The sequence below is a fragment of the Streptomyces sp. NBC_01294 genome, from assembly GCF_035917235.1.
Taxonomy (GTDB): Bacteria; Actinomycetota; Actinomycetes; order Streptomycetales; family Streptomycetaceae; genus Streptomyces; species Streptomyces caledonius.
Genome location: NZ_CP108423.1, coordinates 7,874,166 through 7,897,520, shown reverse-complemented (window position 1 = coordinate 7,897,520; position 23,355 = coordinate 7,874,166). Strand labels below are relative to the sequence as shown.

The window sequence follows — 23,355 nt, the reverse complement described above, 5'->3', positions numbered from 1 at the left end:
GGCGGCTCGGTCACCGCCCAACCGAGCACTCCAGGATCCGGCCGTCGACGGTCCCCACGAGCAAGTGGCCTTGGGGCGCTACAGAAAGGGACAGCGCAGCCGTGGGCGCGCCGTCGACTTCAAGGTGCGTGTGCCGGCGCAGCGAACCGTCGTCGGCGTCCAGCGCTGCCAGGGCTCCGGAGCTGTAGGCCACGTACACCGTCTTCCCGTCGGTATCGAGGGCGGTGGCCGGGTGATCGGTGCGGTGCTCCCACTGCACGGCGCCGCTCAGGGACCGCCGTACCACGTAGGCGCCGCCAGGTTGAAGACCGTGACCGTGGTGGACGGTGCCGGCGTACACCAGGGACTGCCCGATCTCGGCCGCCGGACCGCCGAAATGATGCTCCTCCGGTACCCAGGAGTGCGGAAAGAGCCGGCGCGGTGTCCCGTCGGCATCCAGAGCAGTGACCCACTTGTCCCGGTGTGGCTTGTCCGGGTCCATGCCGACCAAGGCGTACGGGCGGCGCGCGCCACGGACGGGAAACGGGTGGTTGAACACGTCGAACGGGCCGACGTCCGGTCCGGTCCGAGGGCCGTCGAGATCGAACAGCATCAGCCGTGCAGGGTGCTTCCGGCGGCCACCCAGTGGCCTCAGGACCATCCGGTTGCCACCTGCGACGAGGACCGCGCACACGTCCGGGCTCAGGGTCTCCAGCACCTGCCCGTCGTCCACCGAGATCCGGGCGATGCGGGGCGCGGACGTCTCCCAGCGCCCTCCCTTCCGGCGGCCTTGACGTTCGGCGTTGGTCCAGACCGATGTGCCGTCGGAAGACAGCAGCAGCTGCCGACCGCCCTCCTCGTCCTCAACCGCCCACTGCCGCTCGCCCGACGGCAGCCACGACTCCGCCAGGGTCCCGTCCAGGGCGCCCAGCACGCGGCCGTCCGCCAGTCCTTCGACGGCCCACACCCGCCGGCGTACGGACCAGTGCCGGCCGGCTGCCGTCGCGAGATCCGCCAGGAGGCGGCGTGCCTCCCCGCTGAGATCCATGCGGACGGTCGGCTCTGCGGGGGCGGCCAGCTCCTCCGCTTCGATCGCCTTCTGCCCGACTGCGCGCCAGTCGGTGCGAGCGATGACGGCTGCATGCCCCTGCTCCCGCGCGTGCGGGTTGTCCCAGTCATCGCACGGCGCCAGGACCAGTCGCAGTTCCGTCCGGCTGAGCCATTCCGCGCTGAGCACTTCCCGCGGGTACCGCAGCGCGGACACCACGTCGCCGGTGTCCAAGTGGATCAGCAGCAGTTCGCCTTCGAAGGAGTAGCCGCCGTCGTAGCGTCCCGTCCCGACTGCCAGCAGGGGAAGTACGGGGTGGAAGGCGAGGGATTGCACGGGATACCGGGAGCGCACCAGGTGCCGGCACCGCAGGCCGTCCCGCTCGTAGACCCCGATCCGGTGGCCGGTCCACTTGCTGTCGGCGGCCGCACTGCCGCTCCATTGAAGGTGCCCAAGGTCCCCGCCCACCGCGACCAGCCGTGAGCGATCGTCAACGACGGCCAGAGCCGGTTCTCCGACCTCGGCGAACGGCCCGTCGCCGAAGACGCGTCGGACGAAAGGCACAAGGGTCATACAGGGTCCCTCCCGGGGCGGTACGCGAACAACCGCCGTCCCGGTGCGGGACAGCGGCAGCCCATGATCCCCTCGGGCAGCAGCCCGCACCACATGTTTTGCATGCCCCCAGACCAATCCGATCGGTCCGATCGGACCGATCGGACCGGATCGACGCTTCGGTCCGTGGTCTCGGACCCGCCTCGCCTCACCCTCACGCGGGCCCGCGGCGCTTCCTCTCCATAGGCGTACACATCAGTCGGCCCGTCGGGCCCTGCAGGGGTCCGGAGGGCGCGAGCCGGGCCGGGGCCGCCGCGGCCCCCGGCACGTGGACCGCCACTGGCCCGCTTCCCCATCCCGGTTTCTGGGGCCAGCCCGCCGACGCCGCCGTCCTCCTCGACGACGGTCGGGTGGTCCTCGCCGGCGGGGAGGACGGGCGCCGCACGCCCACCGCTGCCACGGCCGTCTACGATCCGGTCGCCGGCGCTTGGTCGGCGCCCGAACCGATGTGGACACCCCGCAGGTTGCACACCGTGACCCTTCTCGACGACGGCCGGGTCCTCGCCGTCGGCGGCATCTCCCGCGCTCCCGACGGCCCGGCCGAGGGACTCGCCATCGCCGAGGTCCTCGACCCGGCCGCCGGACGCTGGACGCCCACCGGCGGCCTGCGTCAGGCCCGCTTCTCCCACTCGGCGACCCGGCTCCCGGACGGCCGCGTCCTCGTGGCCGGCGGCGCCACCGCCCGCCCCGGACCCTCCCCGTACACCCTGCGCACGGCCGAGCTGTACGACCCGGTCACCGGGCAGTGGACGCAGGCCCGGCCGATGACCGACGCCCGTTTCGGACACCCGGCGGTGCCGCTCGACGACGGCCGGGTCCTGATGGTCGGCGGCGTCCTCGCGGCCGGCCGGGGCCACTACGGGGCGCTGGGGTACTGCGAGACGTACGATCCGGACAGCGGCGACTGGACACCGGCCGGCACCCTGACCAGCGCCCGCAAGGGTCACCAGGCGACCCTCCTGCCCGACGGCGGGGTGCTCGTGACCGGCGGCGACATGCGCGGCTTCCGCCCCGACGACTGGGCGTTCGACCCCTACAGCCAGTGGGTCACGGAGCGGTTCGACCCCGGCACCGGCACGTGGAGCCCCGACACGGACATGCCGTGGGGCCGCAGCCACCACCGGGCGGTCCTGCTGCGCTCGGGCGAGGTGCTCGTGGTCGGCGGCACGGACGACATCTCGCTCGCCGTCGGCTACCAGAACGCCATGGTTTACGCCCCGGGCACCCGCACCTGGTCGACGGAGTTCGGCACGGTGGAGGGCCGTTGGGCGCCGGCCGCGGTCGCGCTCCACGACGGCCGGGCCCTTGCCATCGGCGGACTCACCCGCTCAGGGCCTGCGGCGCCCGTCCTCGGCGAGGACGAGGTCACCGCCACCACCGAGATCTACACCCCCGCGAACCTCACCCGGGAGGAGGACGACGATGCGTCTGGTCGTGACGGACGGGGGTGACCGGCCGCCGCCGCTGTCGGCGGTCTCGGGCCGCTGGGCCCCGGCCGGTGCCCTGCCGTTCCCGCTGGTCTACTGGCACGGCCAGTACGAAGGCCCCGTCACCCTCCTCGACGGCCGGGTCCTCGCCGCCGGCGGCGCGGGCAGACTGTTGCAGGCCCTGCCCGCCGCGGCGCTCCACGACCCGGCCCGGGGCACATGGACCGGGACGGGCGGGCTGTCCGAGGCGCGCCGCACCCACTCGCTGACGGTGCTCCGGGACGGCCGGGTCCTGGCCGCGGGCGGCATCACCGGGCCTCAGGCCTTCCCGCCGCGCACCCTCGCGAGCGCCGAGCTCTACCACCCCGAGGGCGGGACCTGGACACCGGCCGAACCCATGTCCGGTGCCCGGTACGGGCATTCGGCCACGCTGCTGCCGGACGGCCGGGTGCTCGTGGCGGGCGGCAACCGGCCCCGTGACGCACGGACCGTCGCCACCCTGACGACCGCCGAGCTCTTCGACCCGGACACCGGTACCTGGTCACCCGCCCGGGAGATGGCCGACGCCCGCTGGCACCACATCGCGGCGCCGCTGCCGGGCGGACGCCCCCTCGCGGTCGGCGGCATGGCGGCCGCGGGGCGCATCGTGCCGACCGCGCTGGCCCTCTGCGAGATCTACGACCCGCAGACCGACACCTGGAGCGCGGCCGGGGCGATGCGCGACGCCCGGTTCGGCCATCAGGCCGTCCCGCTGCCCGACGGCACCGTCCTCGCCGTGGGCGGCGGACGTTCGGGCTCGGACGACGCCCGCTTCGACCCGTACGGCCCGACCGGGGTGGAGCGCTACGACCCGGCGGCCGGCACCTGGCACGACGAGGCGCCGCTGCCGTGGACCCGTGCCTACCCCCGGGCGCTGCCGCTGCCCTCCGGAGAGGTCCTGGTGCTCGGGGGCGCCGACCCCGCTGCCCTGGACGTGGGCTTCCCCAGCGCGCTGCGCTTCGACCCGGTCGCCCGCCGCTGGTCCCCGGCCGGGCCCCTGCACACCGGGCGCTGGGCGTTCGGCGCGACCTCGCTCGCCGACGGCCGGGTGCTCGCGGCGGGCGGAGTCTCCCGTACGGGCGTCGCCGCACCGGTGTTCGCCGCGGACGTCGCCGCGAGCGAAGCGGAGGTGTTCACACCATGAGCACGGGACACTGGGCGCCCGTCGGCGACCTGCCGTGGGAGCGCAACGTGTTCGGCGCGGCGAGCGGCGCGGTGCGGCTCTGCGACGGCCGGGTCCTCCTCGCGGGCGGGGCGGACGCGCGGCTGACCGCGACGGCCGAGGCCGCCCTGTTCACGCCGGCCACGGGAACCTGGTCGCCGACGGCGCCGCTGCGCACGGCCCGGCGGATGCACACGACCACGGTCCTCGCCGACGGCCGGGTCCTGGTGACCGGTGGCTACAGCGGCCCACTGGCCTTCCCGGTCCGTCCGCTGACCACGGCCGAGGTCTACGACCCGGTGGCCGGACACTGGACGGACACCGCGCCCATGGGTCAGCCCCGTTGTGCGCACTCCGCGACGGTGCTCGCCGACGGCCGGGTCCTCGTGGTGGGCGGCAGCGACCGCCGCTCGGGGGACTCGGAGCGCTCGCTGACCTCGGCCGAGGTCTACGACCCGGCGGGCGGCGGACGGTGGACCGCGACGGGCGACCTCGCCGACGGCAGGGCGCACCACCCGGCGGTGGCCCTGGCGGACGGCAGCGTCCTGGTCGCCGGCGGCTGGACCGCGACGAGCCGGGACGTGTCGGGGGGCGTCGCTCTCGCGCACTGCGAGCGCTACGACCCCGGCACGGGTACCTTGGCTCCCACGGCTGGTCTGGCCTCGCCGCGCACCGCCCACCAACTGACACCGCTGCCGGACGGATCCGTGCTGGCCACCGGCGGCGGCCCGGGCGGAGACATCGGTCCCGACGGACGGGTGGACCCGTACAGTCTGTCCACCGCCGAGCGCTACCACCCGGGGCGGGGCACCTGGACCCGGGAGCCGGACATGCCCTGCGGCCGGTCCCTGCACCGGGCGGTCGCGCTGGCCTCGGGCGAGGTCCTGGTCGTCGGCGGCAGCACGGAGCCCTTGCACGACGCGGGCCTGAGCAGCGCCGTACGCTACGACCCGCTGTCCCGGAGCTGGTCGGCCGCGGCCGGAATGACGGTGGGCCGCACCGGCTTCGCCGCGGTGCCCCTGGCCGACGGCCGGATCCTGGTGACGGCCGGCTCGGTCCGCACGGGCCCGTCCACGCCGTCGGGCGGCCACCACCGGCTGACGCGCACGAGCGAACTGTTCACGCACGGGTGACCGTGATGGGTTCCCGTCATGGGGCCGGCTCCCGCGGGTCCAGCGGAATTCTCCAGACGTTGCGACGGTGTACGGACTGCGGCTCGGCCTGGAGCGGAGACGGCGGTACCACCAGGACGGGGCAGGCGGCGTGCGCGAGGCAGTAGCGGGCCACCGAGGGGCGGACGAGGCGGCGCAGCGGGGCGCGGGAGCCCGTGCCGACCACGAGGAGGTCCTCCGGGCCGCGGGCGGTGTCCACGAGGGCCGCGCCCGCAGTGCCCCGCACCGTGAGCCCGGCAAGAGTGACACCCGCTTTCGCCGCCCCGAAGGCCGTACCGAGGACCTCGCGGAGTCTTTCGACGGCCGCGGCGCGGCATTCCTCCAGGGCAGCGGGCCCGAGCCCGTTGCGGCTGCCGAGTTCACCGCCCGGCGACTGCCAGGCCAGGACAACCCGCAGTTCCGCATCGCGCACGCGGGCTTCCGCTGCCGCCCTGTGCAGCGCGGTCAGACTTCCCGGGCTGCCCGTCACACCGACCACGACTCTCCGCACGGCTTGTGCCTCCTGCTTCCTCGTCCGCTGGTTCACATGAAAGGGCTCCGCGGAGAATTCGGTGCGGCTGTTGACGGCTCTCTCACGCCGAGAGCGGTGACCATGCCGGTTTCCCGACGCAGCCCGGATCCGGCGTCAGTGATCCGTATGGACTTGGCCGCTCGCCGTTAGAGCCCCGTTACGGAGCAGCCTCGGACGGGGGAACGCGGGGATAGCTTCGTTGCCGTGCCCCGGGCTGCCTCCCCGCATCCGGGGCCTCAACCGCCACTCGTGGTTCCTCTGGGAGGGCCTCATGTGTTTGTTCCAGTACGAAGACGACCCGGAGCCTGAAGAACGTGTCCCGGCCGGGCCCCTGTACGTGCCGGTCCTGCCGGGAAGGGCTGAGGTGGCGGTACGCCTGTTCCGCACCCCGCTGGGAGCGCGTACTGCCGTGGGCTTCACCAGTGCGGAGCGGCTGGCCGCGACGCTCGGCGCCGGCCAGCGCTGGATCCGGCTCTCCGAGGCCGCGCTCCGCACGATGGCCGAACCGATCGGAGCGTCGCTGCTGACCGTCGACCCGGCCCTCACCGCACCCGCGGTCACCGGGACGGCGACTGGTCCGGTCACTGCTCCGGTCCTGCAGACACCCGACATCGCTGCCCGGACCGCCTGAAGGGGACCTTCACCATGACCACCGCCGCCCTCTCCTCGACTCCGGCCGGTGCCGGTACCAGTACCAGTACCAGTACCAGTACCGGTGAACTGTCCGTATGGCCCGCGTCCACGACCCCGCTTCCGCACGGCGACCTGGCCGTCGGCGGGGTGTCCCTGAGAGAGATCGCCGACCGGTTCGACACACCGGCCTACGTCCTGGACGAGGGCGAGGTCCGCGGGCGGTGCCGCAGGTACCGGGACGCCTTCCCCGGAGCGGACGTCCTCTACGCCGCCAAGGCCTTCCTCTCCCGCGCGATGGTGCGCTGGGTGGAGGAGGAAGGACTGGGCCTGGACGTCTGCTCCGCCGGTGAGCTGGAGCTCGCCGTCACCGCGGGGTTCCCGCCCGAGCGCATCGTGCTGCACGGCAACGCGAAGTCGCCGCGGGACATCGAGGCGGCGCTGCGGTTCGGGGTCGGCCGGATCGTCATCGACAGTCCGTCCGAGATCGCCCGGATCGCGGCCGCCGTCGGGCCCGAGGGGATCCAGAAGGTGACGGTGCGGGTGGTGCCGGGCGTCTCGGCCGGCGGCCACGAGAAGATCCGCACCGGTACGGAGGACCAGAAGTTCGGGCTCTCACTCACCGACGGGTCGGCGCAGGACGCCATCGCGCGCATACTCGGCCGGCGTCAGCTCGAACTGACGGGCCTGCACTGCCACATCGGCTCGCAGATCACCGAGGTGCAGCCCTACCTGGTGGCCCTGCGCCGCATGGTCGGCCTGATGGCCCGCATCCGCGACGCGCACGGCATCATCCTGCCGGAGCTGGACATGGGCGGCGGCCACGGCATCGCCTACCGGCCCGGCGAACCCGCCCTCGACCTCACCGCCCTCGCCCGCTGCCTCCGCGCCGAGGTCCGCGAGAGCTGCGCCGCCGCGGGTCTGACCGTGCCCCGGCTCGTCATCGAACCGGGGCGGGCCGTCGCCGGTCCCGCAGGGGTCGCCCTGTACCGCGTGCTCGCCGTCAAGCACACGGGCGAAACGGTCTTCGTCGCCGTCGACGGCGGCATGAGCGACAACCCGCGCCCCGCCCTGTACGGGGTGCGCTACGCACCCCGCCTGATCGGCCGCCACTCCACCGCCGACACCTGCACGGCCACGGTCGTCGGCCGGCACTGCGAGGCCGGGGACGTCCTCGCCGCAGACGTGGAGCTGCCGGGCGACATCCACCCCGGTGACCTGCTGGCCGTACCGGTGGCGGGCGCGTACCAGCTGTCCATGGCCTCCGGATACAACATGGTGGGGCGTCCTCCGGTGATCGCCGTCCACGAGGGCACGTCCCGCGTGCTGGTCAGGCGCGAGACGCTGGAGGACTTCCGCAGCAGGGACATCGGCGGCTAGGGGCGGTAGACGAGCTCGATCGCGATCGCGGTGATCACTCCCCAGACGCCGATGCCGAGCAGCCACAGGGCGTCCAGGACGGCGCCGGTGGCGATGAGGGTCAGGCCGGCCGCCGCGAGGACGAGTACGGTCCGGTGCATGGCGCGGTCGGGGCGGGAGCGAGTGGTCACATCAGTGAGAATCCCGCCGGACCCTTCCTGTGGCGAGGGTCCGGCGGGATTCCTGTCGGCGTCTTGACGCGGATGCTCAGCCGGCGTGGACGTGGGGGCGGCGGGCGCGGTCCGGTTCGGCCTCGCGGATGACCTCGCGGGTGACGGGGGCGACTTCGCGCTGGCCGAAGAGGCAGAACCGGAGGAAGTTGGCCATCGGGTTCCCTCGGTCCACTCGAAGCAGATGTGGGGGCGCTGCCCGGTCTCGTCGCGTACGTGGAGGAGGAGGGCGGCCGAGATGACGCCGAAGCCGATGGTCCAGCCGCGCTCGCGCGCCCGGCGGGCGGCGATGGTCACGGCGACGGCCGCCGAGGTGATCAGGACGAGGACACCGGTGGCGTACGCGCCGCCCTGAGCGTCCACGTCGGCGCCGAAGATCCAGGTCACCAGGAACGCGACCAGGGTGAAGGCGAGAGGCGATCGGCGATTGGCGTCGCTTCCCTGCTGCTCGCTGCCCTGCTCGCGCTGGACGCGGGCGTCGGCCGGCTCGACACGACCCGCGGCGCCCTCTGGACCGGCCTGGCCGCCCTCGTCTTCGTGATCCTGCTGCCGCCCCGGGTCTCCACCCGGCCCGGTCTGCTGAGCGCCCGCGGACTGCTGGTGACGGACACCGTCCGCACCGACTCCCCCGTCTCGATCCGGTGGTCCGACGGGGTGTCTCAGCGGATGATCCTCCGGGACACGGAAGGCGGCCGGGCCGTGATCGACCCGGCCGTCCTCGTCCGCGATCCCGCGATGTGGCGGCGTCTCGACACGGACACCCGCACGTCCGTCCGGCGCGGCACTCTGCTGTGCGGCGCGAGGGGCCCGTGGCGTAGTGGACGTACTCGCGGGTCAGGCGGAAGCCGGCCGACCAGGCCAGGAGGTGGCCGGGGCGGTTGTCCGCCCCCCTTGCGGTGGGCAGGAGTTCGGTTCGTTCGGGGCAGGGAAGTGGTGTCAGCGCGCCGACCGGGAAGGTTCCGGGCTCTCGGCCGGTCGGGCCGTGGCGCGCTTGGCGGTCACGATCACTCGTGCGGTGGTCACCGCGGTGAGCAGCAGCACCGCGACGAGGGCCAGGAGGGTGGCGGCGTCCGGATGGATGAGGGACTGTCCGCGCCACGCCTGCCAGGTCACCACCGCGACCAGCCCCGTGTAGCCGAGGGCGGCACTGCCGACCAGGCGGGCCCGTACCTTCTCGTCGCGCAGCCATACGTGCTCGGCGGCCAATGCGGCCAGTACCGCGGCGATCAGGAGGAGCACCTGGATGCCGTGCAGGGCGAAGAAGTGCGGTACCCGGAAGTCGCCCCCGGTCACGCTCCAGTTGGTGAGGGGCATGCCGTGGCCGTCGGGGTCACCGATGCCGTGGCCCTGGTACATCTGCACGGAGTGGCCGTTGGCGTCGGTCACCGTACGGGAGTGGATCTCGGTGACCATCCAGAAGACCGGCACGACCATGCCGAAGGTGGCGAGCGCGAGACCGGAGCGGATGGCACGGTTCAGCGCCGCTCCGCCCGTGCGCTGGATCAGGACGACGATCGCGAGGATCAACTGCGCGATGACGATGACCATCACGCCGAAGGTGAGGAGGGGAACCAGGGCCAAGGTGACCGGGTCGGTCTGGTCCGCGTTGAAGTGACTGAAGGTGCCGCGCGCCGCCTGGGCGGTGATGGCGCCCACCTCGACGGTGGCGGCTACCGCGAAGACGGTGCCCAGCCATCGTCCCAGCCGCCTGCCCCTGGTCAGCTTGGTCAGCAGCCATGCCAGCGTGACCGCGTAAAGGCCGAAGCCGAAGCCGAACTTGAGCGGCTTCACCCACACCGACTCGTCCAGCAGCATCCGTCCGTCGACGACGGTCCCGACGCCGGAGACGAGCACCAAGCCGAGCATGAGGGCGGCACAGACCACCAGCGGCCGGTGCCAGGCACGCACGTGCGTGAGTAAGGGCGTCATGAGAGCTCCGATCAGGCCGGCGAGCAGCCCGTGTCCGGGCCTGCTCAGATCACTTCGCTCGTTCGCGAATGACTGAACGCTAAATTGCATTCACTCTTTCGTCAATCAGAAAGGCGGCTAGATCAGAGATTGCGCAGGTAGGAGCGAGAATCTCTTGCAATGACCATGGAGGCGAATGCAAATACAACCTCAACGATGTTTGCAATGGGCTGGCCGCGAACGCAATACTGGCCACACCCGCGGACCTGATACGGAGGCAATGCCGATGCCCGGAGGCAGACTGACCCACCACGAACGACAGGAGATCGCCGAGGGGTTGAGGGAGGGACTCACCTACACCGACATCGCCGGCCGCCTGGACCGGCCCATCTCCACCGTCACCCGGGAGGTGGCCCGCAACGGCGGCCCCGCCGCCTATCGGGCCGACGCGGCACATCGCGCGACCACAGGACGCGCCCGCCGCCGCAAGCAGCCCGCGGCCCCGACCACCTCCCCGACCGTGAGCGACGTACACGGACGCGACCCGGAGGCCGTCCTCGAACTGGAGGAACAGTTCACGGAGATGATGATCGGCACGGGTCTCCCGCGAATGACCGCCCGGGTACTGACGTGCCTCTACGTCACCGATGGCGGCAGCCTGACCGCCACCGAGCTCGCTCAGCGCCTCCAGGTCAGCCCCGCCTCCGTCTCCAAGGCCGTCGGCGAACTCGAACAGCAGGAGCTCATCCGGCGCGAGCGCGACACCGGCCGACGACGCGACCGGTACGTCATCGACGCCGATGCCTGGTTCCGCGGCTGGATGGCCAGCGCCCGTCAGAACACCATGCTGGCCGACTTCGCCCTGCGCGGCGCCCAGGTCCTCGGTACCGCGACACCCGCCGGCACCCGGATGCAAGACATCGGCCACTTCTTCGAGCACGTCGGCCGGACCATGGTCAAGGCAGCCGAGGAATGGCGGCAGGCCGATGCCACGAGGCGAAGCACACCCGGCTGAGGCGCCGGCGGGGACGGGTGCCCCGGCCTCCTGGTCTCCTGGTCTCCTGGTCTCCTGGTCTCGCCCTACGACCGGTGCCCCCAGAGGCCGGCCAGGTGTGCGTGGAGGACGTCGTACGCCTCCTGCGAGGTGAGGTGGCCGATGAGGACGTGCGCGGTGAGGCCGTCCGCGAGGGCCAGTAGCGCGCGGGCCTCGCGTTGCGGATCGAGGGGCACGGCATGGCCGGCGCCCTCACCGGCTTCCGAGATGAGGCGGGTGAACGCCTCCTGCAAAGTGGCGTAGTTCGCCTTGAGCGTCCTCGCGAGCACCTCGCTGACCGTCGCCTGCGCAACGAAGGCGAGCCAGACCCTGGCCTCGGCCCGGTGTTCTTCCCGGAGCAGCGAGATCTCGGTGGCCGCGTACCCCAGGGCGGTGCCGGCCGACTGGGCAGGACTCCTGACGAGGCGGACTTGAACGCGCTCCATGATCCGCTCGCCGATGTACCCGAGAGCGAACACGAGCATCTCTTCCTTGGTGCGGAAGCACCGTTGAACGGCGCCCATCGACACTTGCGCGCGGGCCGCGACGTCGCGAAGGGTCACACCCTCCAGCCCCCGTTCGTCGGCGAGGTGGCAGACGGCCTCGGCGATGAGGCGGCGCCGGCCCACGTGATCCACCTGCCTGGGCATGCCTGGTCCCCTCCTCGTTGCACATCGCACGGCGCTCTGCTTGCGCAGCACTTTATCCGATGCGCTCGCATCGCTTCCAGGGGTACGGTTCGATTCCGATGCAAGCGCATCGGTACGGGATGGGGAGGGAACAGCCATGCAGGACGCCCTGTGGAAGATGCCGGCCGCCGCGCAGGCGGAGGCGGTGCGCAGCGCACAAGTCTCGGCGGTCGAACTGGTCGACAGCCACCTGGAGCGGATCGCCGAGGTCAACCCGCAGGTGAACGCGGTCACGCAGCTCCTGGCGGAGCGCGCACGTGAGGCCGCGGCACAGATGGACCGTCGGCGGGCCGCCGGTGAAGCGCTGGGGCCGCTCGCGGGCGTGCCCTTCACGGTGAAGGAGAGCACCGCGATCGAAGGCGTGCCGACCACGTTCGGCACGGAGCGTTTCCGCGATCTGGTGGCGCCGGCCGACGCGCCCCCCGTGGCTCGGCTGCGCGCGGCAGGGGCCATCCCCATCGGGCACAGCAACATCCCCACCCTGATCCTGGCGGGGATGCACACGCGCAGCGAGCTGTTCGGGGACACGGTCAACCCGTGGGACCGCAGCCGGACTCCGGGCGGCTCCAGCGGGGGCGACGCGGTGGCCGTGGCCACGGGCATGGCGGCGCTCGGGCTCGGCAACGACTCCGGCGGGTCGGTGCGCATCCCGGCCCAGTTCTGCGGTGTGGCCGGGCTGAAGCCGTCCACGGGCCGGTTCCCCGCCGACCACCGCATTCTCGGCCCGGACGACCCCGGCCCGGCGTCCCAGATCCTGGTCACCGACGGTCCGTTGGCCCGGAGCGTGGGCGATCTTCGGCTCGCTTACGAAGCGCTGGCCGGGACCGATCCGCGAGACCCGCGCGCCGTGCCGGTGCCGGCGTACGGCGAGCCGCTCTCCGGACGGGTGAAGGTCGCGGTGGTGGCGGATCCTGGCGGGCACGGCGTCCACCCGACGATTCGCGGAGCCGTCGCGACCGCGGCCGACGCGCTCCGCGACGCCGGGTACGACGTGCGCGAGGTGCAGGACGTACCGCGGATGGACGAGGCCCTGGAGGCGTACGGCCGGATCACCGTGACCGAGTTCGCCCCGACCTGGCCGGTGGTGCGCAAACTGCTCGGCGAGGGCGGGGACCGCTATATCGAGATGATGATGGAGCAGACTCCGCCCGCGAGCGCGGACGAGTTCATGAAGTTGATGGGCACCTGGATGAACATCCGCCGCTCGTGGGCCGAATTCCTCGACGACTACCCGCTGTTGCTCGGCCCGGTCTTCACCGAGCCGCCGGTCGAGCCGGGGCTGGAGTCGCGTGACAGGTCTGGCAGGGACCGGGTCGGGTCGGGAATGCGTCTGTGCACCGTGACGAGTTTCGTGGGCGTACCCGGTGTGGCCGTACCGACCGGGATGGCCGACGGGCTCCCCTGCGGAGTACAGATCGTCGGGCGCGCGTTCCGGGAAGACCTGTGCCTGGGCGCGGCCCAGGCGATCGAGGACCGGCTCGGAGTCCTCACACCGGTCGACCCGCGCGCGGGAGTCCGGGCCGATTGAGCCCTTGGACCACGGAGGGCTCGCGCACCATCGGCTCCTCCGACGACCGACCTCCGCGAGGGCCGCGTCAACATCGCGTCAGCGCATCGTGTCGTCGCGCAGCACGGCGATCCGTTCCATGGTCTGTGGTCGGTGGGGTGCCGAGGCAATGCCCAGCAGCCGTGTCCGCTTCTCGCAGTCCCAGAGCGACTCGGTGTACGCGTCGTCCAGCCCGGTCGGGTCGATCGCGGCGAGCGCTTGCAGGTAGCCGGCCCGTTCGTACGAGTGCGGGGTGTGCAGCCAGTAGGCCCGCAGGACGGGAACGGCGTCGGCGGCTTCGGGTCCGAAGCGGGCCAGCCGCTTCGCCGTCTCGTCGGGGCCGCACCAGACGCGTGCCTCCCACTGGTCGGCGAGTTCGGCCACGAGCCCCGGTATCGCCTCGGGGCCGGGGTGGTCGGCCAGGACGTCCGTCCCCAGCCGGGACAGCCACTCCCGCTCGTCCACGGCCCACCCGCGGGCCGCCGGCACCGCGAGGGCTCCCAGTCGGTCGACCGCCCGCCGGAGGAAGGGCAGGGGCCGACGGCCGTTCCCGGTGCCGAGTGAGGGCACCAGCGGGAGCAGTCCCTCGGCCGGCTCCCGGCCGGCCAGCGCCCGCAGTGCGTCGGCCTTCGTGCCGGAGGTCGTGCCGGAGGTCGTGCCGGACTCCGTGTCGTCGGCGGCCAGCAGAAGGAGCAGCTCCTCGTCGCTCAGCCCGTCCAGCGAGGGTCGCGGAGGAAACCGCCGGCCCGGCACCTCGAGCCCGAACCGGCTCCACGGCTCGAAGGACCACGGAAGATCCTCCTCCCCGCCGATCCGGGCCCGCGCGACGTCGCCCAGGTCCTCCCACCACTCGCCCGGCCAGCTGTCCGCGACCGACTCCAGTACGCGGGCCCAGTGCTCACCCTCCCGTACGTACGTCCGAAGCCCCTCGCGGGCCTCGTCCGAACCGGCGACGGCGAGCAGCACCAGCACGTCGGCCGCCCGCGACCACTCCTCCTCGTCCCCCGCCAGCTGGTCGACGACCGGCTTCGGCGACAGGTTCAAGTCCCGGATCAGCCGCGCCTGGTAGAGGTAGCGGATGTCGGTCTGGTAGTCCTAATTCCAGTCCCGGCGGATCCCGTCGTACACGAACGCGGCGGCCTCGTCCGCATCCTGGTGCGCCCGTATCGCGCCCAGGCCGCGCCCCCGCTGCAGCAGGCCCTCCAGGCAGTCGTGGGAGGCGTATGAAAGGGTGCGGGACGTCTCGTCGTGGTAGCTCATCACCCCGCACCCTGCCCGAACGATTGCCGTCGGCGGCGTCTCGGTCTCGGCCTGTTGCAACACCCGACACCGATGCGGCCGTTGCCACGCTTCCGGATCCGTCGGTATGCCCGCTGACGGGCGGGAACGGCGTTGCAAGGACTGCCCCGTGGTGCCAGATGTCCGCCAACGTTGCCGATATCCCTGTTGCCCGGGCGCAACGGTCCGTTCACGTTCCATGCTGTGGGTCTCTCCTCCGGCTTCTGCCGGAAGAGCCGTGGAGCGCCCGGTCCGGCCTGGTGCGAATTTCAAGACGAGGGACGTGATGGACCATTCACTGTTGTCGCTGCGGGCGGCTCTGGTGCTCTTGCTGGCAGCCCTGGCAGGAGCCGTCGCCGGCGTGCTGACGGCATTCGCCGGCGAAGGGACGGCCCGCAGCCTGCTGTGCGGTCTGGCGGCCGCCGGCCTCGCGGTGCCGTTCTTCAATCGGCTGGTCGCGGCGGACTCCGAGGGGCAGTCCCCCTCCCGGAAGGGCGCCGGGAGGGGGAACCGTCGTGGGTGAACTCCGGCCGCTCGGGCACGCTCTACCGCAGGAAGCCCGGGCTCTGGCACAGGCGTTACGGGAACTGTTCGACGGGCTGGACGTCTCGGTGCGCAGGTATGCTGCCCGCCGGACCCGTGATCCGGGCACGCTCTCCCGCTACCTGAGCGGAACCCGAGTGCCTCCTTGGGAGGTGGTGATGGATCTGTTCACCGACCTCGCCGAGCACCGGGGGCTGAGCGCCACCCCCGAGGCCATCGAGCTCCTACGCGGCCTGCACCGCGCCGCCCTCACCGTCAGCACCTCGCCCAAGCACGCCATGGAAGTACTGGAACAGCAGCTCGCCGACGCCGACAGGGTCTCGCGCCGCTCTACCGTCCGCGGCGACGTACTGGGGGACGCCCTGCTGGATCGCCAGCACCGCATCGCCGACCTGGAAGTGCGCCTGAACCACCTGGAAGCCGAATGGAGCACCGAGCGGGAACGGGCGGACCGCCTGGCGGCCGCCCACCCCGACGTCTCCGAACTCCTTCGGGAACGGGACACCCTGCAGGACGAAGTGGCCCGGCTCTGCACGGAGCTGCTCGCCGCCCAGAAGCAGCACAGCGAAGCGGAAGAACGGTGCGCGCTCCTGGAACGGCAGCTCGAGGCCGTCGAACAGGTTCAGCAGACCGCGGTCCCCCTGCCCGCCACCGGGCCGGCGCCCAAGGGCATGCCCAAGATCCTCGTGGTGGACGATCAGCCCAACAACCTGCTCGCCATGAGCGCCGTACTGTCCACCCTCGACCAGGAACTCGTCGCCGTCTCCTCGGGGCGCGAAGCACTCAAAGCCCTCCTGGACCACGACGACTTCGCGGTCATCATCATGGACGTGCAGATGCCCGACATGGACGGCTACGAGACCGCCGCGCACATCAAACGCCGACCACGCACCCGTGACGTGCCGATCATCTTCCTCACCGCGATGGGCACGGATCCCGAACACTCCGCCCGCGGTTACGCCGCCGGAGCGGTCGACTACATCGCCAAGCCCTTCGACCCCTGGGTCCTGCGGGCCAAGGTTGCCGTCTTCACCAGCATCTATCTCGAACGCCACCCGTGACGCCCGTTCAGCCGCCTGGATCGTCCTCGCCCTCGCCGCTCCCGTCGACCACGCGGCGGCCCTCCTCGCTCTCCCCGCCTTCGGCGGGATCGCCGAGCGTCTGATCGACAAGCCGCGGTCGGCGGTCAGCGGAGGTTGCGTAGCCGCTGTACCTGACGGGTCATGAGCTCGGTGGGGAACTCCATGGTTTCCACCGAGGGGGACGGCTCCAGCTCGAACTCGGCGATCACCGAGCCGATCCGCACCACCGTGGACCTGCGGATGGTGCGGATCTCCTTCGCGTCGGGGTTGATGTCACTGACATCGGTCCAGGACGTCAGGGTGTAGGCCACGGCCTCGTCGCCCTGCGCGGGCGCCCGTCCCTCGGCGAGGGTGGTACGTGTGCCGACGCCGGCGCCGGGCGTGCGGAACTCGCGGCAGCCCTGCAGGCCCTTGCGGAGCCGGTTGAACTCCGCGGCGGCCGCGGCCGGTCCGGGGTGGGCGGTGAGTGTGGTCGCGCCGGTCCACTCGAGATTCTCCTCGCTGCGGAAGGTCTGGACCACGGTCGTGGGCTGCGACCTGTCCCGGTACGGGTCGACGATCAGCACGCAATCGGGAACGCTGATGGACTTGGGGGCCCACGCCAGGTCGCGTGCGTACACCTTCTTCTCGCTGGATCCGGCGGGGCCGATCTCGCCGTCCGGCAGGGCGGCCGTGAGCAGTTCGGCGGCGTCGAGCGGGCGGGTTGCGGGTGGCGGCACCGGCGTGGAGGGTGCGCCGCCCCCCGCGGCGGTGGCCGTGGCCTGGAGCGGTTTCGGAGCCGCGGGACCGGCCGGGTCCGCGGCGGTGCAGCCCGCGGTCAGGGCCGCCGCCAGCAGCAGCCCCGCGGCCGCCTTGCCTCGTCTGCCGTCTGGTCTGCCGCCCGCGATGTTCATGCGTTCTCCCTGGTGGATCAGGTACGTCCGGGATGCGACTCGCGCGGCGGGCGGAAGGTTGTACTGGTCCGGTGAACGGTCGTCCTCACGGTGCAGCGCGGTGTCGGTGTGCGCTGGACAGGTGACGGTTGTTGACGGAGCCCGCGGGCGGCGGCAAAATTGCCGATTGCGTGGCCTACGCCGAACCTCCCTCGACCGTCCCCGGCACGGTCTCCCTTCGGAGGCAAAGGGACCAGCGTCTCAGGCCGTTGTTGCAGCCCGATCGCCTCGGGCGAGGTTGCCGGGGGGCCGTCGCTCAAGGCGTGGAAGGCAGCGATGACAGCCCGCAGGCGTCGTGAGTCGCGTGCGGGCATCTGCGCCGAGCACCAGGTGACCGACCCACGCGGCGTGGAGCGAACGGCGGCCCTCCAGTCGTGCCCTGGCCGGATCACCCGAGCCGGACCGGGTTGTTGTGGCGGGTCGGGTGCACCCCGGCCCGCCACAGCCACCTGTCTCGTTACACCCCGAAGTCGGCGGTGATGCCGGCCAGGCCGGAGGCGTAGCCCTGTCCGACGGCGCGGAACTTCCACTCCGCGCCGTTGCGGTAGAGCTCGCCGAAGATCATCGCGGTCTCGGTGGCAGCGTCCTCGGAGAGGTCGTAGCGGGCGAGTTCGGCGCCGTCGGCCTGGTTGACGACTCGGATGAAGGCGTTGCGGACCTGACCGAAGCTGTGGCCGCGGCTCTCGGCCTCGTGGATGGAGACGGGGAAGGTGATCTTCGAGACGTCCGCGGGGACGGCGGCGAGGTTGACCTTGATGACCTCGTCGTCACCCTCGCCCTCACCCGTGAGGTTGTCCCCGGTGTGCTCGACCGAACCGTCCGGGCTCTTGAGGTTGTTGTAGAACACGAAGTTGCCGCTGGAGGCGACCTTGCCCGACTCGCCGACGAGCAGCGCGCTCGCGTCGAGGTCGTAGTCGGTGCCGGTGGTCGTGCGGACGTCCCAGCCCAGGCCGACCAGTACCGCGGTCAGACCGGGAGCCTCCTTGCTCAGCGAGACATTGCCGCCCTTGGACAGGCTCACACCCATGTCGCATCCCTCTCGTGTCCGGGCATCGGGACGCAGGGGTTCCGATGCACCAGGTGTCGGAGCCTGGAATCTACATTGCGTGGAAATATTGTGTGTGACCCACGCGGACACGGAGCGGCCCCCCTTGAGGCCGCCACCCCGCTGTGGTGGCGGACCGGGCAGACGTTTGCCCCGCCCTGCCGGTCTGCCCTGCCCTGCCCTGCCCTGCCGCGACACGCGGGCCTTGTCGGCGGGTCAGACTCGGGGCGCGATCTCTTCGAGGTCGTCGATGGTGCCGGACATGATGGTCCGGACGTGTGCGGTGAGGTGTTCCGCGGGCCAGTCCCACCATGCGAGGGAGAGCAGGCGGGCGATGTCGTCGTCGTTGTACCGGGTGCGGATGAGCCTGGCCGGGTTGCCGCCGACGATGCCGTAGTCAGGGACGTCGTCGACGACGACAGCGCCGGAGGCGATGATCGCGCCGTGCCCGATGCGCACTCCGGGCATGACCATGGTGCCGTAGCCGAACCAGACGTCGTTGCCGACGACCGTGTCTCCCCTGCCGGGCAGGCCGGTGAGCAGGTCGAAGTGGTCGGCCCAGGAGCCGCCCATGATGGGGAAGGGGAACGTGGAGGGGCCGTCCATACGGTGGTTGGCGCCGTTCATGATGAACCGCACCCCCGTGCCCAGCGCGCAGAACTTCCCGATGACGAGTCGCTCCGGCCCGTAGTGGTAGAGCACGTTCCGGGTCTCGAACGCGGTCGGGTCCTCCGGATCGTCGTAGTAGGAGTACTCCCCGACCTCGATCAGCTCGGAGGTCACCAGCGGCTTCAGCAACACCACGCGCGGCTGGTCGGGAAAGGGGTGAAGCGCCGTCGGGTCCGCGGGGAGGTGGTCCATGACAGTCCCTTTCGGCTCGGCATGCGCTGGCGGACCCCCTCCGTCCTGGTGATCAGCCGGGTGACCCGCTGCCGCTCGGAGGGGTCGACGGTGCCGTCGGCGGCGGCGACGCGGGCGTACATCACCCTACTGGCGCCACGGCCCACCGCAGGGCCTGGACGGCGTACAGCGCGCCGAGGCCGGCGGCGAGGGCGCCGAGGAGCAGGCACAGGGCGGCTTCGGGGAGGTGGGACTGAAGGCGGGCGCCGAGGTAGCCGCCGATCAGTCCGCCGAGGCCGCAGGCCAGGCCCAGCCACCAGTCGGGCGCGACGGCGCCGGGGCTCGTCAGGGCCAGTACGGCGTAGGCGGCGGCCCCGGCGACGGAGGTGGTGAAGGTGGCGGCGAGCGTGGCCGGTGCGATGCGTGCCATGGGCATGCCGCGCGCGGCGAGGATGGGCCCTAGCAGGGAACCGCCTCCGATCCCGTAGATCCCGCCCACCACCCCGACCGTCAGGGCCAGGCCGGCGAGCACGGGCGCCGACGGATCGGCCGCGTCGGGACCCGCGTCGGGGTGCTGACGGGCCGGGCGCAGGGTGCGGAGGCACAGCCACGCTCCGAGGGGCAGCAGGAGGGCGGCGACCAGTACGCGGAAGACGTCCGGGCCGGGGAGGGCGAAGACGCGGACCGCGGCGCCGACGATGACGCCGGGCAGCGTCCAGAGAACCAGGCGCCGCGCCAGTCCGCCGCCCAGAGCGCCGTCGCGGCGGTACCGCCAGAGAGCGCCGGGCCCGGCCACCACGTTGAACAGCAGGTTCGTCGGCGTGACCGCGGGGCTGGGCACACCGAGGACACTGAGCTGGACCGGGAGCAGGAACACCGCCCCGGACACGCCGACCGGCGCGGTCACCGTCGAGATCAGCAGGCCGGCCGCCAGCCCAGCCCAGATCGTCCAGTCCACCGCTGCCCCCACCGCTCCTCGATCGCGGGGTCAGTATCGACGGACCTGGCCGCAAAGGCGCAGGCCGGCAACGAGATGTTCACGAACAGCAGCTGCCGTCCGGATGCCCACTGCGACGGGTGTCCCGTCCCGGCCTGCCTGGCCGCCGCGGGTCCGTGACCGAGGTCCGGATCGTGGTTACTGTGTGTGAGCTTCGGCTGAGCGGGTGCCGCTGGGTTGCCGCGGCTTCGGTGGCCTGTGTGCGGGACGGCGATCTCGTCGTGGCGGCCGAGCGTGGGGGCCTCGATCGAGCGGACCGGGCGCGTCTGAGGCGCCGGCGGCTGATCACCGAGCGTGAGCGGTAGGTACTGTCGCAGCCGAGGTCTTTTTACACCGATATGATGCATTCTGTGATCAGGCCAAGACGGTCGGGGCGCCATCGCCCTCTCTACGGACGCCGGTGGGACGCAGCGCTGCTGTCACCGGTGATCGTTACCGTCCTCATCACCGCCCTGGCGTTCTCCACGCCGAGGGAGTTCGCCTTCAGCCGGCTCCTTCCTGCCGCACCCGCCCTCGCCGCCGCGATGTGGCCGGTGCTCCCCACGATCCTGCTGGGGACGTTCTGCCTGATGGCCATGATCGGCCTGAGCTTCGCCTACACCGACCTGGGGACGCCCTACACGGCGGCTGCGATCATCGCGGTCACCTTGGCGGCCGCCTACGCGAGCCATGTCCGGCTCCAACGCGAGAAAACGCTCCTCCACGTCCGGCTCGTCGCCGACGCGGCCCAGAAGGTACTGCTGCGCCCGCTGCCGCGCCGCATCGAGGACGTCGAGATCGAGTCGCTGTATGTGGCGGCCCAGGAGCAGGCCCGGATCGGCGGAGACTTCTACGAGGCGGTCGACACGCCGTTCGGGGTCCGGCTGCTCATCGGCGACGTGCGCGGCAAGGGCCTGTCCGCGGTGGGGGCGGCCTCAGCGGTGATCAACAGCTTCAGGGAGGCCGTGTACGACGAACCCGATCTGCGGGGCGTCGTCCATCGCCTGGAGGCCAGCATCTCCCGCCACAGCGCCGCGTTCCCCGCCCTGGACCTGCCCGAGCGCTTCGCGACCGCTCTCCTCGCGGAGATCCCGCACGGCGGAGGCCGCGTCAGAATTCTCAACTGCGGGCACCCGCCGCCCCTGCTCGTGCGCCGCGGCGAGATCCGCGTCGTAGAGCCCACCACCCCCTCTCCGCCCCTCAACCTCGCGTCGCTCATCGGCGACCACTACTGCGTCGACACCCTCATGTTCACTCCGGGTGACCAGCTGCTGCTCTACACGGACGGTGTCACGGAGACGAGGGACCGCGACGGCGAGTTCTTCCCGCTGCCGGAGTGGATGCGCGAGCAGAGCCCGGCGCCGCCCCGCGAACTGCTCGAGCGGCTTCATCGGGCCCTGCTCCACCACAGTGACGGACGGCTCGACGACGACATCGCGATCCTTGCCGTGCGGTCCTCGAACACCCGGGCCCGAGAGCAGCCCGTATAGCCGGCGGGAAGCACGGGGGATCCGATCGACGGGAGCCAGGAGCGGGCGGACAGGCAGGCGGGCGTCGGTCGGTCGCCCGGTCAGGTGCGCGGGCGGCGGCGGAGCTGCGGGTCGGACAGTGCGGGAGGCACGTATCCGGCGTCCCGGGTGGACAGGTTGGTGCCCGGCGGCACGATCTTGTCGATGCGGTCGAGCACGTCCGTGCCGAGTCGTACCCGGTCGGCGCCCAGCTGGCTCTCCAGCTGCTCGAAGGTGCGCGGCCCGATGATGGCCGAGGTGACGGCGGGGTGCTCCAGGACGAAGGCCAGGGCGAGGTGGACCAGGGTCAGTCCGGCCTCCTCCGCGAGCTGGGCCAGGGCCTCGGCGGCGTCCAGCTTGGCCGCGTTCTCGGGGTCGGCGATGTCGAAGCGCGCGGCCTGCCGGTCGATCCGGCTGGACGAGGGCTGTTCGGCACCCTTGCGGTAGCGGCCGGACAGCCAGCCGCCGGCGAGGGGGCTCCAGCTGAGCACTCCGAGCCCGTACCGCTGGGCGACGGGCAGCACCTCGCGCTCGATGCCCCGCGCGAGCAGCGAGTACGGGGGCTGCTCGGCCACCACCCGTTCGCGGCCCCGGCGCTCGGCGAGCCACTGGCCCTCGACGATCGCGGAGGGCTCGAAGGTGGAGGTGCCGATGTAGCGGATCTTGCCCTGGTGGACGAGGTCGCTGAGTGCGCCCAGCGTCTCGTCGAAGTCGTTCTCCGGCTCGGGCCGGTGCACCTGGTAGAGGTCGATCCAGTCGGTGCCGAGCCGGCGCAGGCTGTTCTCCACCTCGCGGATGATCCAGCGCCGGCTGTTGCCCTGCTCGTTGGGGTCCGTACCGAGGCTGCCGTGGAACTTGGTGGCCAGCACCACCTGGTCCCGGCGGCCGCCGGCGAGCGCCTTGCCGACGATGCTCTCCGACTCCCCGGCCGAGTACACGTCGGCCGTGTCGACGAAATTGATGCCCGAGTCGAGGGCCCGGTGGATGATGCGGACGCTGTCGGCGTGGTCGGTGTTGCCGCGGGCCCCGAACATCATGGTGCCCAGACAGAGCGGGCTCACCTTGACGCCGGTGCGTCCGAGCAGGCGGTATGCGGTCATCGTGCACTCCCGTTGACGAGTTGATCGGTAAGGGTGTCGGCCGGAACCGGACGGGTGCCGACGGTGCCCGTCCGGTAGGTGTCCCACAGGCGCCGGTACGGCCCCTGTGCGGCCAGCAGTTGGGCATGGGTGCCGGTCTCGACCACGGTCCCGCCGTCGAGGACCACCACGCGGTCCGCGCGGGCCGCCGTGGTGAGGCGGTGGGCGACCACGACGGTGGTGCGGCGCCGGGTGAGCGCCTCGACGGCGGCGGTGACCCGGCGTTCGGTGGCGAGGTCGAGCGACGCGGTCGCCTCGTCGAGCAGCAGGATGTCGGGGTCGACGAGCTCGGCCCGGGCGAGGGCGAGCAGTTGGCGCTGGCCCGCGGAGAGGCCCCGGCCGCGTTCCCCGACCTGGGTGAGGTACCCGTGCGCGAGTCCGGCCACCATCTCGTGGGCTCCGACGGCCCGGGCGGCGGCCTCCACCTCCGTGTCGGTGGCGTCCGGCCGGCCGTAGCTCCGCCGAACCGCAGCAGGGCGGCGAAGGCGTCGTTGCGCAGGTCGTACTGGACGCCGAGGGAGAGGCGTCCCGAGCGGTAGCGGCGGACGTAGGACACCCCGAAGCGGACCGCTCCGACGCAGGCCAGGAGCACGATCCAGGGTGCGAGGGCTCCGCCGTCGCGGGCGGCGACGTCGTCCACGACGTGGCGCAGCACGAGCGGCAGTAC

The 23,355-nt window shown here is 72.1% G+C and carries 22 protein-coding genes and 2 pseudogenes; 10 read left to right on the top strand and 14 right to left on the bottom strand.

All coding sequences use genetic code 11. The features are described from left to right. Window positions 1–10: 10 nt before the first annotated feature. On the bottom strand, window positions 11–1,600 hold the full coding sequence (locus OG534_RS35755; protein WP_326586265.1) for a hypothetical protein: 1,590 nt from the start codon (window positions 1,598–1,600) through the stop codon (window positions 11–13). 512 nt (window positions 1,601–2,112) lie between these two features. On the opposite strand from OG534_RS35755, the gene OG534_RS35750 reads away from it, so the two are divergent. Genes OG534_RS35750 through OG534_RS35740 form a run of 3 tightly spaced genes read left to right on the top strand, consistent with a single transcriptional unit; the run spans window position 2,113 to window position 5,400 of the window. Next, window positions 2,113–3,090 carry a Kelch repeat-containing protein gene (locus OG534_RS35750; protein WP_326586266.1) on the top strand — a complete coding sequence of 326 codons (978 nt, stop codon included), beginning with the start codon at window positions 2,113–2,115 and terminating at the stop codon, window positions 3,088–3,090. Then, a complete protein-coding gene (locus OG534_RS35745; RefSeq protein ID WP_326586267.1) occupies window positions 3,062–4,249 on the top strand; it encodes a Kelch repeat-containing protein in 1,188 nt (395 codons plus the stop codon). The genes OG534_RS35750 and OG534_RS35745 overlap by 29 nt, the downstream gene beginning before the upstream one ends. Beyond that, window positions 4,246–5,400, top strand: a complete 1,155-nt coding sequence (locus OG534_RS35740) for a Kelch repeat-containing protein (protein ID WP_326586268.1) — start codon at window positions 4,246–4,248, stop codon at window positions 5,398–5,400. The genes OG534_RS35745 and OG534_RS35740 overlap by 4 nt, the downstream gene beginning before the upstream one ends. 16 nt (window positions 5,401–5,416) lie before the next feature. Here the strand turns inward: OG534_RS35740 and OG534_RS35735 are convergent, their stop codons facing one another. Next, complete coding sequence (locus tag OG534_RS35735) at window positions 5,417–5,929, bottom strand: universal stress protein (protein ID WP_326586269.1); 513 nt, start codon at window positions 5,927–5,929, stop codon at window positions 5,417–5,419. Between the two features lie 385 nt (window positions 5,930–6,314). On the opposite strand from OG534_RS35735, the gene OG534_RS35730 reads away from it, so the two are divergent. Beyond that, window positions 6,315–6,581 carry an SAV_915 family protein gene (locus OG534_RS35730; protein ID WP_442807023.1) on the top strand — a complete coding sequence of 89 codons (267 nt, stop codon included), beginning with the start codon at window positions 6,315–6,317 and terminating at the stop codon, window positions 6,579–6,581. Between the two features lie 14 nt (window positions 6,582–6,595). Beyond that, complete coding sequence (lysA, locus tag OG534_RS35725; RefSeq protein WP_326586271.1) at window positions 6,596–7,960, top strand: diaminopimelate decarboxylase; 1,365 nt, start codon at window positions 6,596–6,598, stop codon at window positions 7,958–7,960. Here lysA and OG534_RS35720 read toward each other — a convergent pair. The 3 genes and pseudogenes from OG534_RS35720 to OG534_RS35710 all read right to left on the bottom strand — a co-directional run bounded on the left by OG534_RS35720 (window position 7,957) and on the right by OG534_RS35710 (window position 10,098). After that, the gene (locus tag OG534_RS35720) at window positions 7,957–8,130 is read right to left on the bottom strand and encodes a hypothetical protein (protein ID WP_326586272.1); all 174 of its coding nucleotides are present in this window, start codon (window positions 8,128–8,130) and stop codon (window positions 7,957–7,959) included. The two genes, lysA and OG534_RS35720, sit on opposite strands and share 4 nt — an antisense overlap. A 76-nt stretch (window positions 8,131–8,206) precedes the next feature. Next, window positions 8,207–8,688, bottom strand: a pseudogene (locus OG534_RS35715) (hypothetical protein); the annotation flags it as partial. A 417-nt stretch (window positions 8,689–9,105) separates the two neighbouring features. Next, the gene (locus tag OG534_RS35710; RefSeq protein ID WP_326586273.1) at window positions 9,106–10,098 is read right to left on the bottom strand and encodes a hypothetical protein; all 993 of its coding nucleotides are present in this window, start codon (window positions 10,096–10,098) and stop codon (window positions 9,106–9,108) included. A gap of 265 nt (window positions 10,099–10,363) precedes the next feature. On the opposite strand from OG534_RS35710, the gene OG534_RS35705 reads away from it, so the two are divergent. Then, complete coding sequence (locus tag OG534_RS35705) at window positions 10,364–11,092, top strand: GbsR/MarR family transcriptional regulator (protein WP_326586274.1); 729 nt, start codon at window positions 10,364–10,366, stop codon at window positions 11,090–11,092. A 65-nt stretch (window positions 11,093–11,157) separates the two neighbouring features. On the opposite strand, the gene OG534_RS35700 is transcribed toward OG534_RS35705, so the two are convergent. Next, window positions 11,158–11,760 (bottom strand): TetR/AcrR family transcriptional regulator, encoded by a 603-nt coding sequence (locus tag OG534_RS35700; RefSeq protein WP_326586275.1) that lies wholly within the window; start codon window positions 11,758–11,760, stop codon window positions 11,158–11,160. 136 nt (window positions 11,761–11,896) lie between these two features. Here OG534_RS35700 and OG534_RS35695 point away from each other — a divergent pair, with 136 nt between their 5' ends. Continuing rightward, window positions 11,897–13,327: an amidase gene (locus OG534_RS35695; protein WP_326586276.1), complete on the top strand. Its 1,431-nt coding sequence runs from the start codon at window positions 11,897–11,899 to the stop codon at window positions 13,325–13,327. Window positions 13,328–13,405: 78 nt separating this feature from the next. Here the strand turns inward: OG534_RS35695 and OG534_RS35690 are convergent, their stop codons facing one another. Together OG534_RS35690 and OG534_RS35685 are read right to left on the bottom strand one after the other, a co-directional pair. Further along, on the bottom strand, window positions 13,406–14,389 hold the full coding sequence (locus OG534_RS35690; RefSeq protein ID WP_326586277.1) for a hypothetical protein: 984 nt from the start codon (window positions 14,387–14,389) through the stop codon (window positions 13,406–13,408). Between the two features lie 51 nt (window positions 14,390–14,440). After that, window positions 14,441–14,605: a hypothetical protein gene (locus tag OG534_RS35685; RefSeq protein WP_326586278.1), complete on the bottom strand. Its 165-nt coding sequence runs from the start codon at window positions 14,603–14,605 to the stop codon at window positions 14,441–14,443. A gap of 304 nt (window positions 14,606–14,909) precedes the next feature. Here OG534_RS35685 and OG534_RS35680 point away from each other — a divergent pair, with 304 nt between their 5' ends. Both OG534_RS35680 and OG534_RS35675 read left to right on the top strand, forming a co-directional pair. After that, entirely contained in the window at window positions 14,910–15,146 is a 237-nt protein-coding gene (locus OG534_RS35680; RefSeq protein ID WP_326586279.1) for a hypothetical protein, read from the top strand. After that, window positions 15,139–16,227, top strand: a complete 1,089-nt coding sequence (locus tag OG534_RS35675) for a response regulator (protein WP_326586280.1) — start codon at window positions 15,139–15,141, stop codon at window positions 16,225–16,227. The genes OG534_RS35680 and OG534_RS35675 overlap by 8 nt, the downstream gene beginning before the upstream one ends. Window positions 16,228–16,352: 125 nt before the next feature. Here OG534_RS35675 and OG534_RS35670 read toward each other — a convergent pair whose 3' ends face one another. From OG534_RS35670 to OG534_RS35655, 4 genes are all read right to left on the bottom strand, one after another. After that, window positions 16,353–17,141: a hypothetical protein gene (locus OG534_RS35670; protein WP_326586281.1), complete on the bottom strand. Its 789-nt coding sequence runs from the start codon at window positions 17,139–17,141 to the stop codon at window positions 16,353–16,355. A gap of 496 nt (window positions 17,142–17,637) precedes the next feature. Then, window positions 17,638–18,207 carry a TerD family protein gene (locus OG534_RS35665; RefSeq protein WP_326586282.1) on the bottom strand — a complete coding sequence of 190 codons (570 nt, stop codon included), beginning with the start codon at window positions 18,205–18,207 and terminating at the stop codon, window positions 17,638–17,640. Window positions 18,208–18,441: 234 nt separating this feature from the next. Then, a complete protein-coding gene (locus tag OG534_RS35660) occupies window positions 18,442–19,086 on the bottom strand; it encodes a CatB-related O-acetyltransferase (protein WP_326586283.1) in 645 nt (214 codons plus the stop codon). Between the two features lie 121 nt (window positions 19,087–19,207). Then, entirely contained in the window at window positions 19,208–20,023 is an 816-nt protein-coding gene (locus tag OG534_RS35655) for a sulfite exporter TauE/SafE family protein (RefSeq protein ID WP_326593416.1), read from the bottom strand. Window positions 20,024–20,487: 464 nt separating this feature from the next. On the opposite strand from OG534_RS35655, the gene OG534_RS35650 reads away from it, so the two are divergent. Next, window positions 20,488–21,531 (top strand): PP2C family protein-serine/threonine phosphatase, encoded by a 1,044-nt coding sequence (locus OG534_RS35650; protein WP_326586284.1) that lies wholly within the window; start codon window positions 20,488–20,490, stop codon window positions 21,529–21,531. Between the two features lie 80 nt (window positions 21,532–21,611). On the opposite strand, the gene OG534_RS35645 is transcribed toward OG534_RS35650, so the two are convergent. Then, window positions 21,612–22,649 (bottom strand): aldo/keto reductase, encoded by a 1,038-nt coding sequence (locus OG534_RS35645; protein ID WP_326586285.1) that lies wholly within the window; start codon window positions 22,647–22,649, stop codon window positions 21,612–21,614. Then, window positions 22,646–23,146 (bottom strand): annotated as a pseudogene (locus tag OG534_RS35640) (ATP-binding cassette domain-containing protein); the annotation flags it as partial. The gene OG534_RS35645 and the pseudogene OG534_RS35640, both read right to left, overlap by 4 nt. Between the last annotated feature and the right edge of the window lie 209 nt (window positions 23,147–23,355).

Coding starts and splice junctions, on each gene's coding strand:
- OG534_RS35755 (WP_326586265.1), bottom strand. CDS start 1,600: ATGACCCTTGTGCCTTTCGTCCGACGCGTCTTCGGCGACGGGCCGTTC.
- OG534_RS35745 (WP_326586267.1), top strand. CDS start 3,062: ATGCGTCTGGTCGTGACGGACGGGGGTGACCGGCCGCCGCCGCTGTCG.
- OG534_RS35740 (WP_326586268.1), top strand. CDS start 4,246: ATGAGCACGGGACACTGGGCGCCCGTCGGCGACCTGCCGTGGGAGCGC.
- lysA (WP_326586271.1), top strand. CDS start 6,596: ATGACCACCGCCGCCCTCTCCTCGACTCCGGCCGGTGCCGGTACCAGT.
- OG534_RS35710 (WP_326586273.1), bottom strand. CDS start 10,098: ATGACGCCCTTACTCACGCACGTGCGTGCCTGGCACCGGCCGCTGGTG.
- OG534_RS35705 (WP_326586274.1), top strand. CDS start 10,364: ATGCCCGGAGGCAGACTGACCCACCACGAACGACAGGAGATCGCCGAG.
- OG534_RS35700 (WP_326586275.1), bottom strand. CDS start 11,760: ATGCCCAGGCAGGTGGATCACGTGGGCCGGCGCCGCCTCATCGCCGAG.
- OG534_RS35695 (WP_326586276.1), top strand. CDS start 11,897: ATGCAGGACGCCCTGTGGAAGATGCCGGCCGCCGCGCAGGCGGAGGCG.
- OG534_RS35685 (WP_326586278.1), bottom strand. CDS start 14,605: ATGAGCTACCACGACGAGACGTCCCGCACCCTTTCATACGCCTCCCAC.
- OG534_RS35680 (WP_326586279.1), top strand. CDS start 14,910: ATGGACCATTCACTGTTGTCGCTGCGGGCGGCTCTGGTGCTCTTGCTG.
- OG534_RS35670 (WP_326586281.1), bottom strand. CDS start 17,141: ATGAACATCGCGGGCGGCAGACCAGACGGCAGACGAGGCAAGGCGGCC.
- OG534_RS35665 (WP_326586282.1), bottom strand. CDS start 18,207: ATGGGTGTGAGCCTGTCCAAGGGCGGCAATGTCTCGCTGAGCAAGGAG.
- OG534_RS35660 (WP_326586283.1), bottom strand. CDS start 19,086: ATGGACCACCTCCCCGCGGACCCGACGGCGCTTCACCCCTTTCCCGAC.
- OG534_RS35645 (WP_326586285.1), bottom strand. CDS start 22,649: ATGACCGCATACCGCCTGCTCGGACGCACCGGCGTCAAGGTGAGCCCG.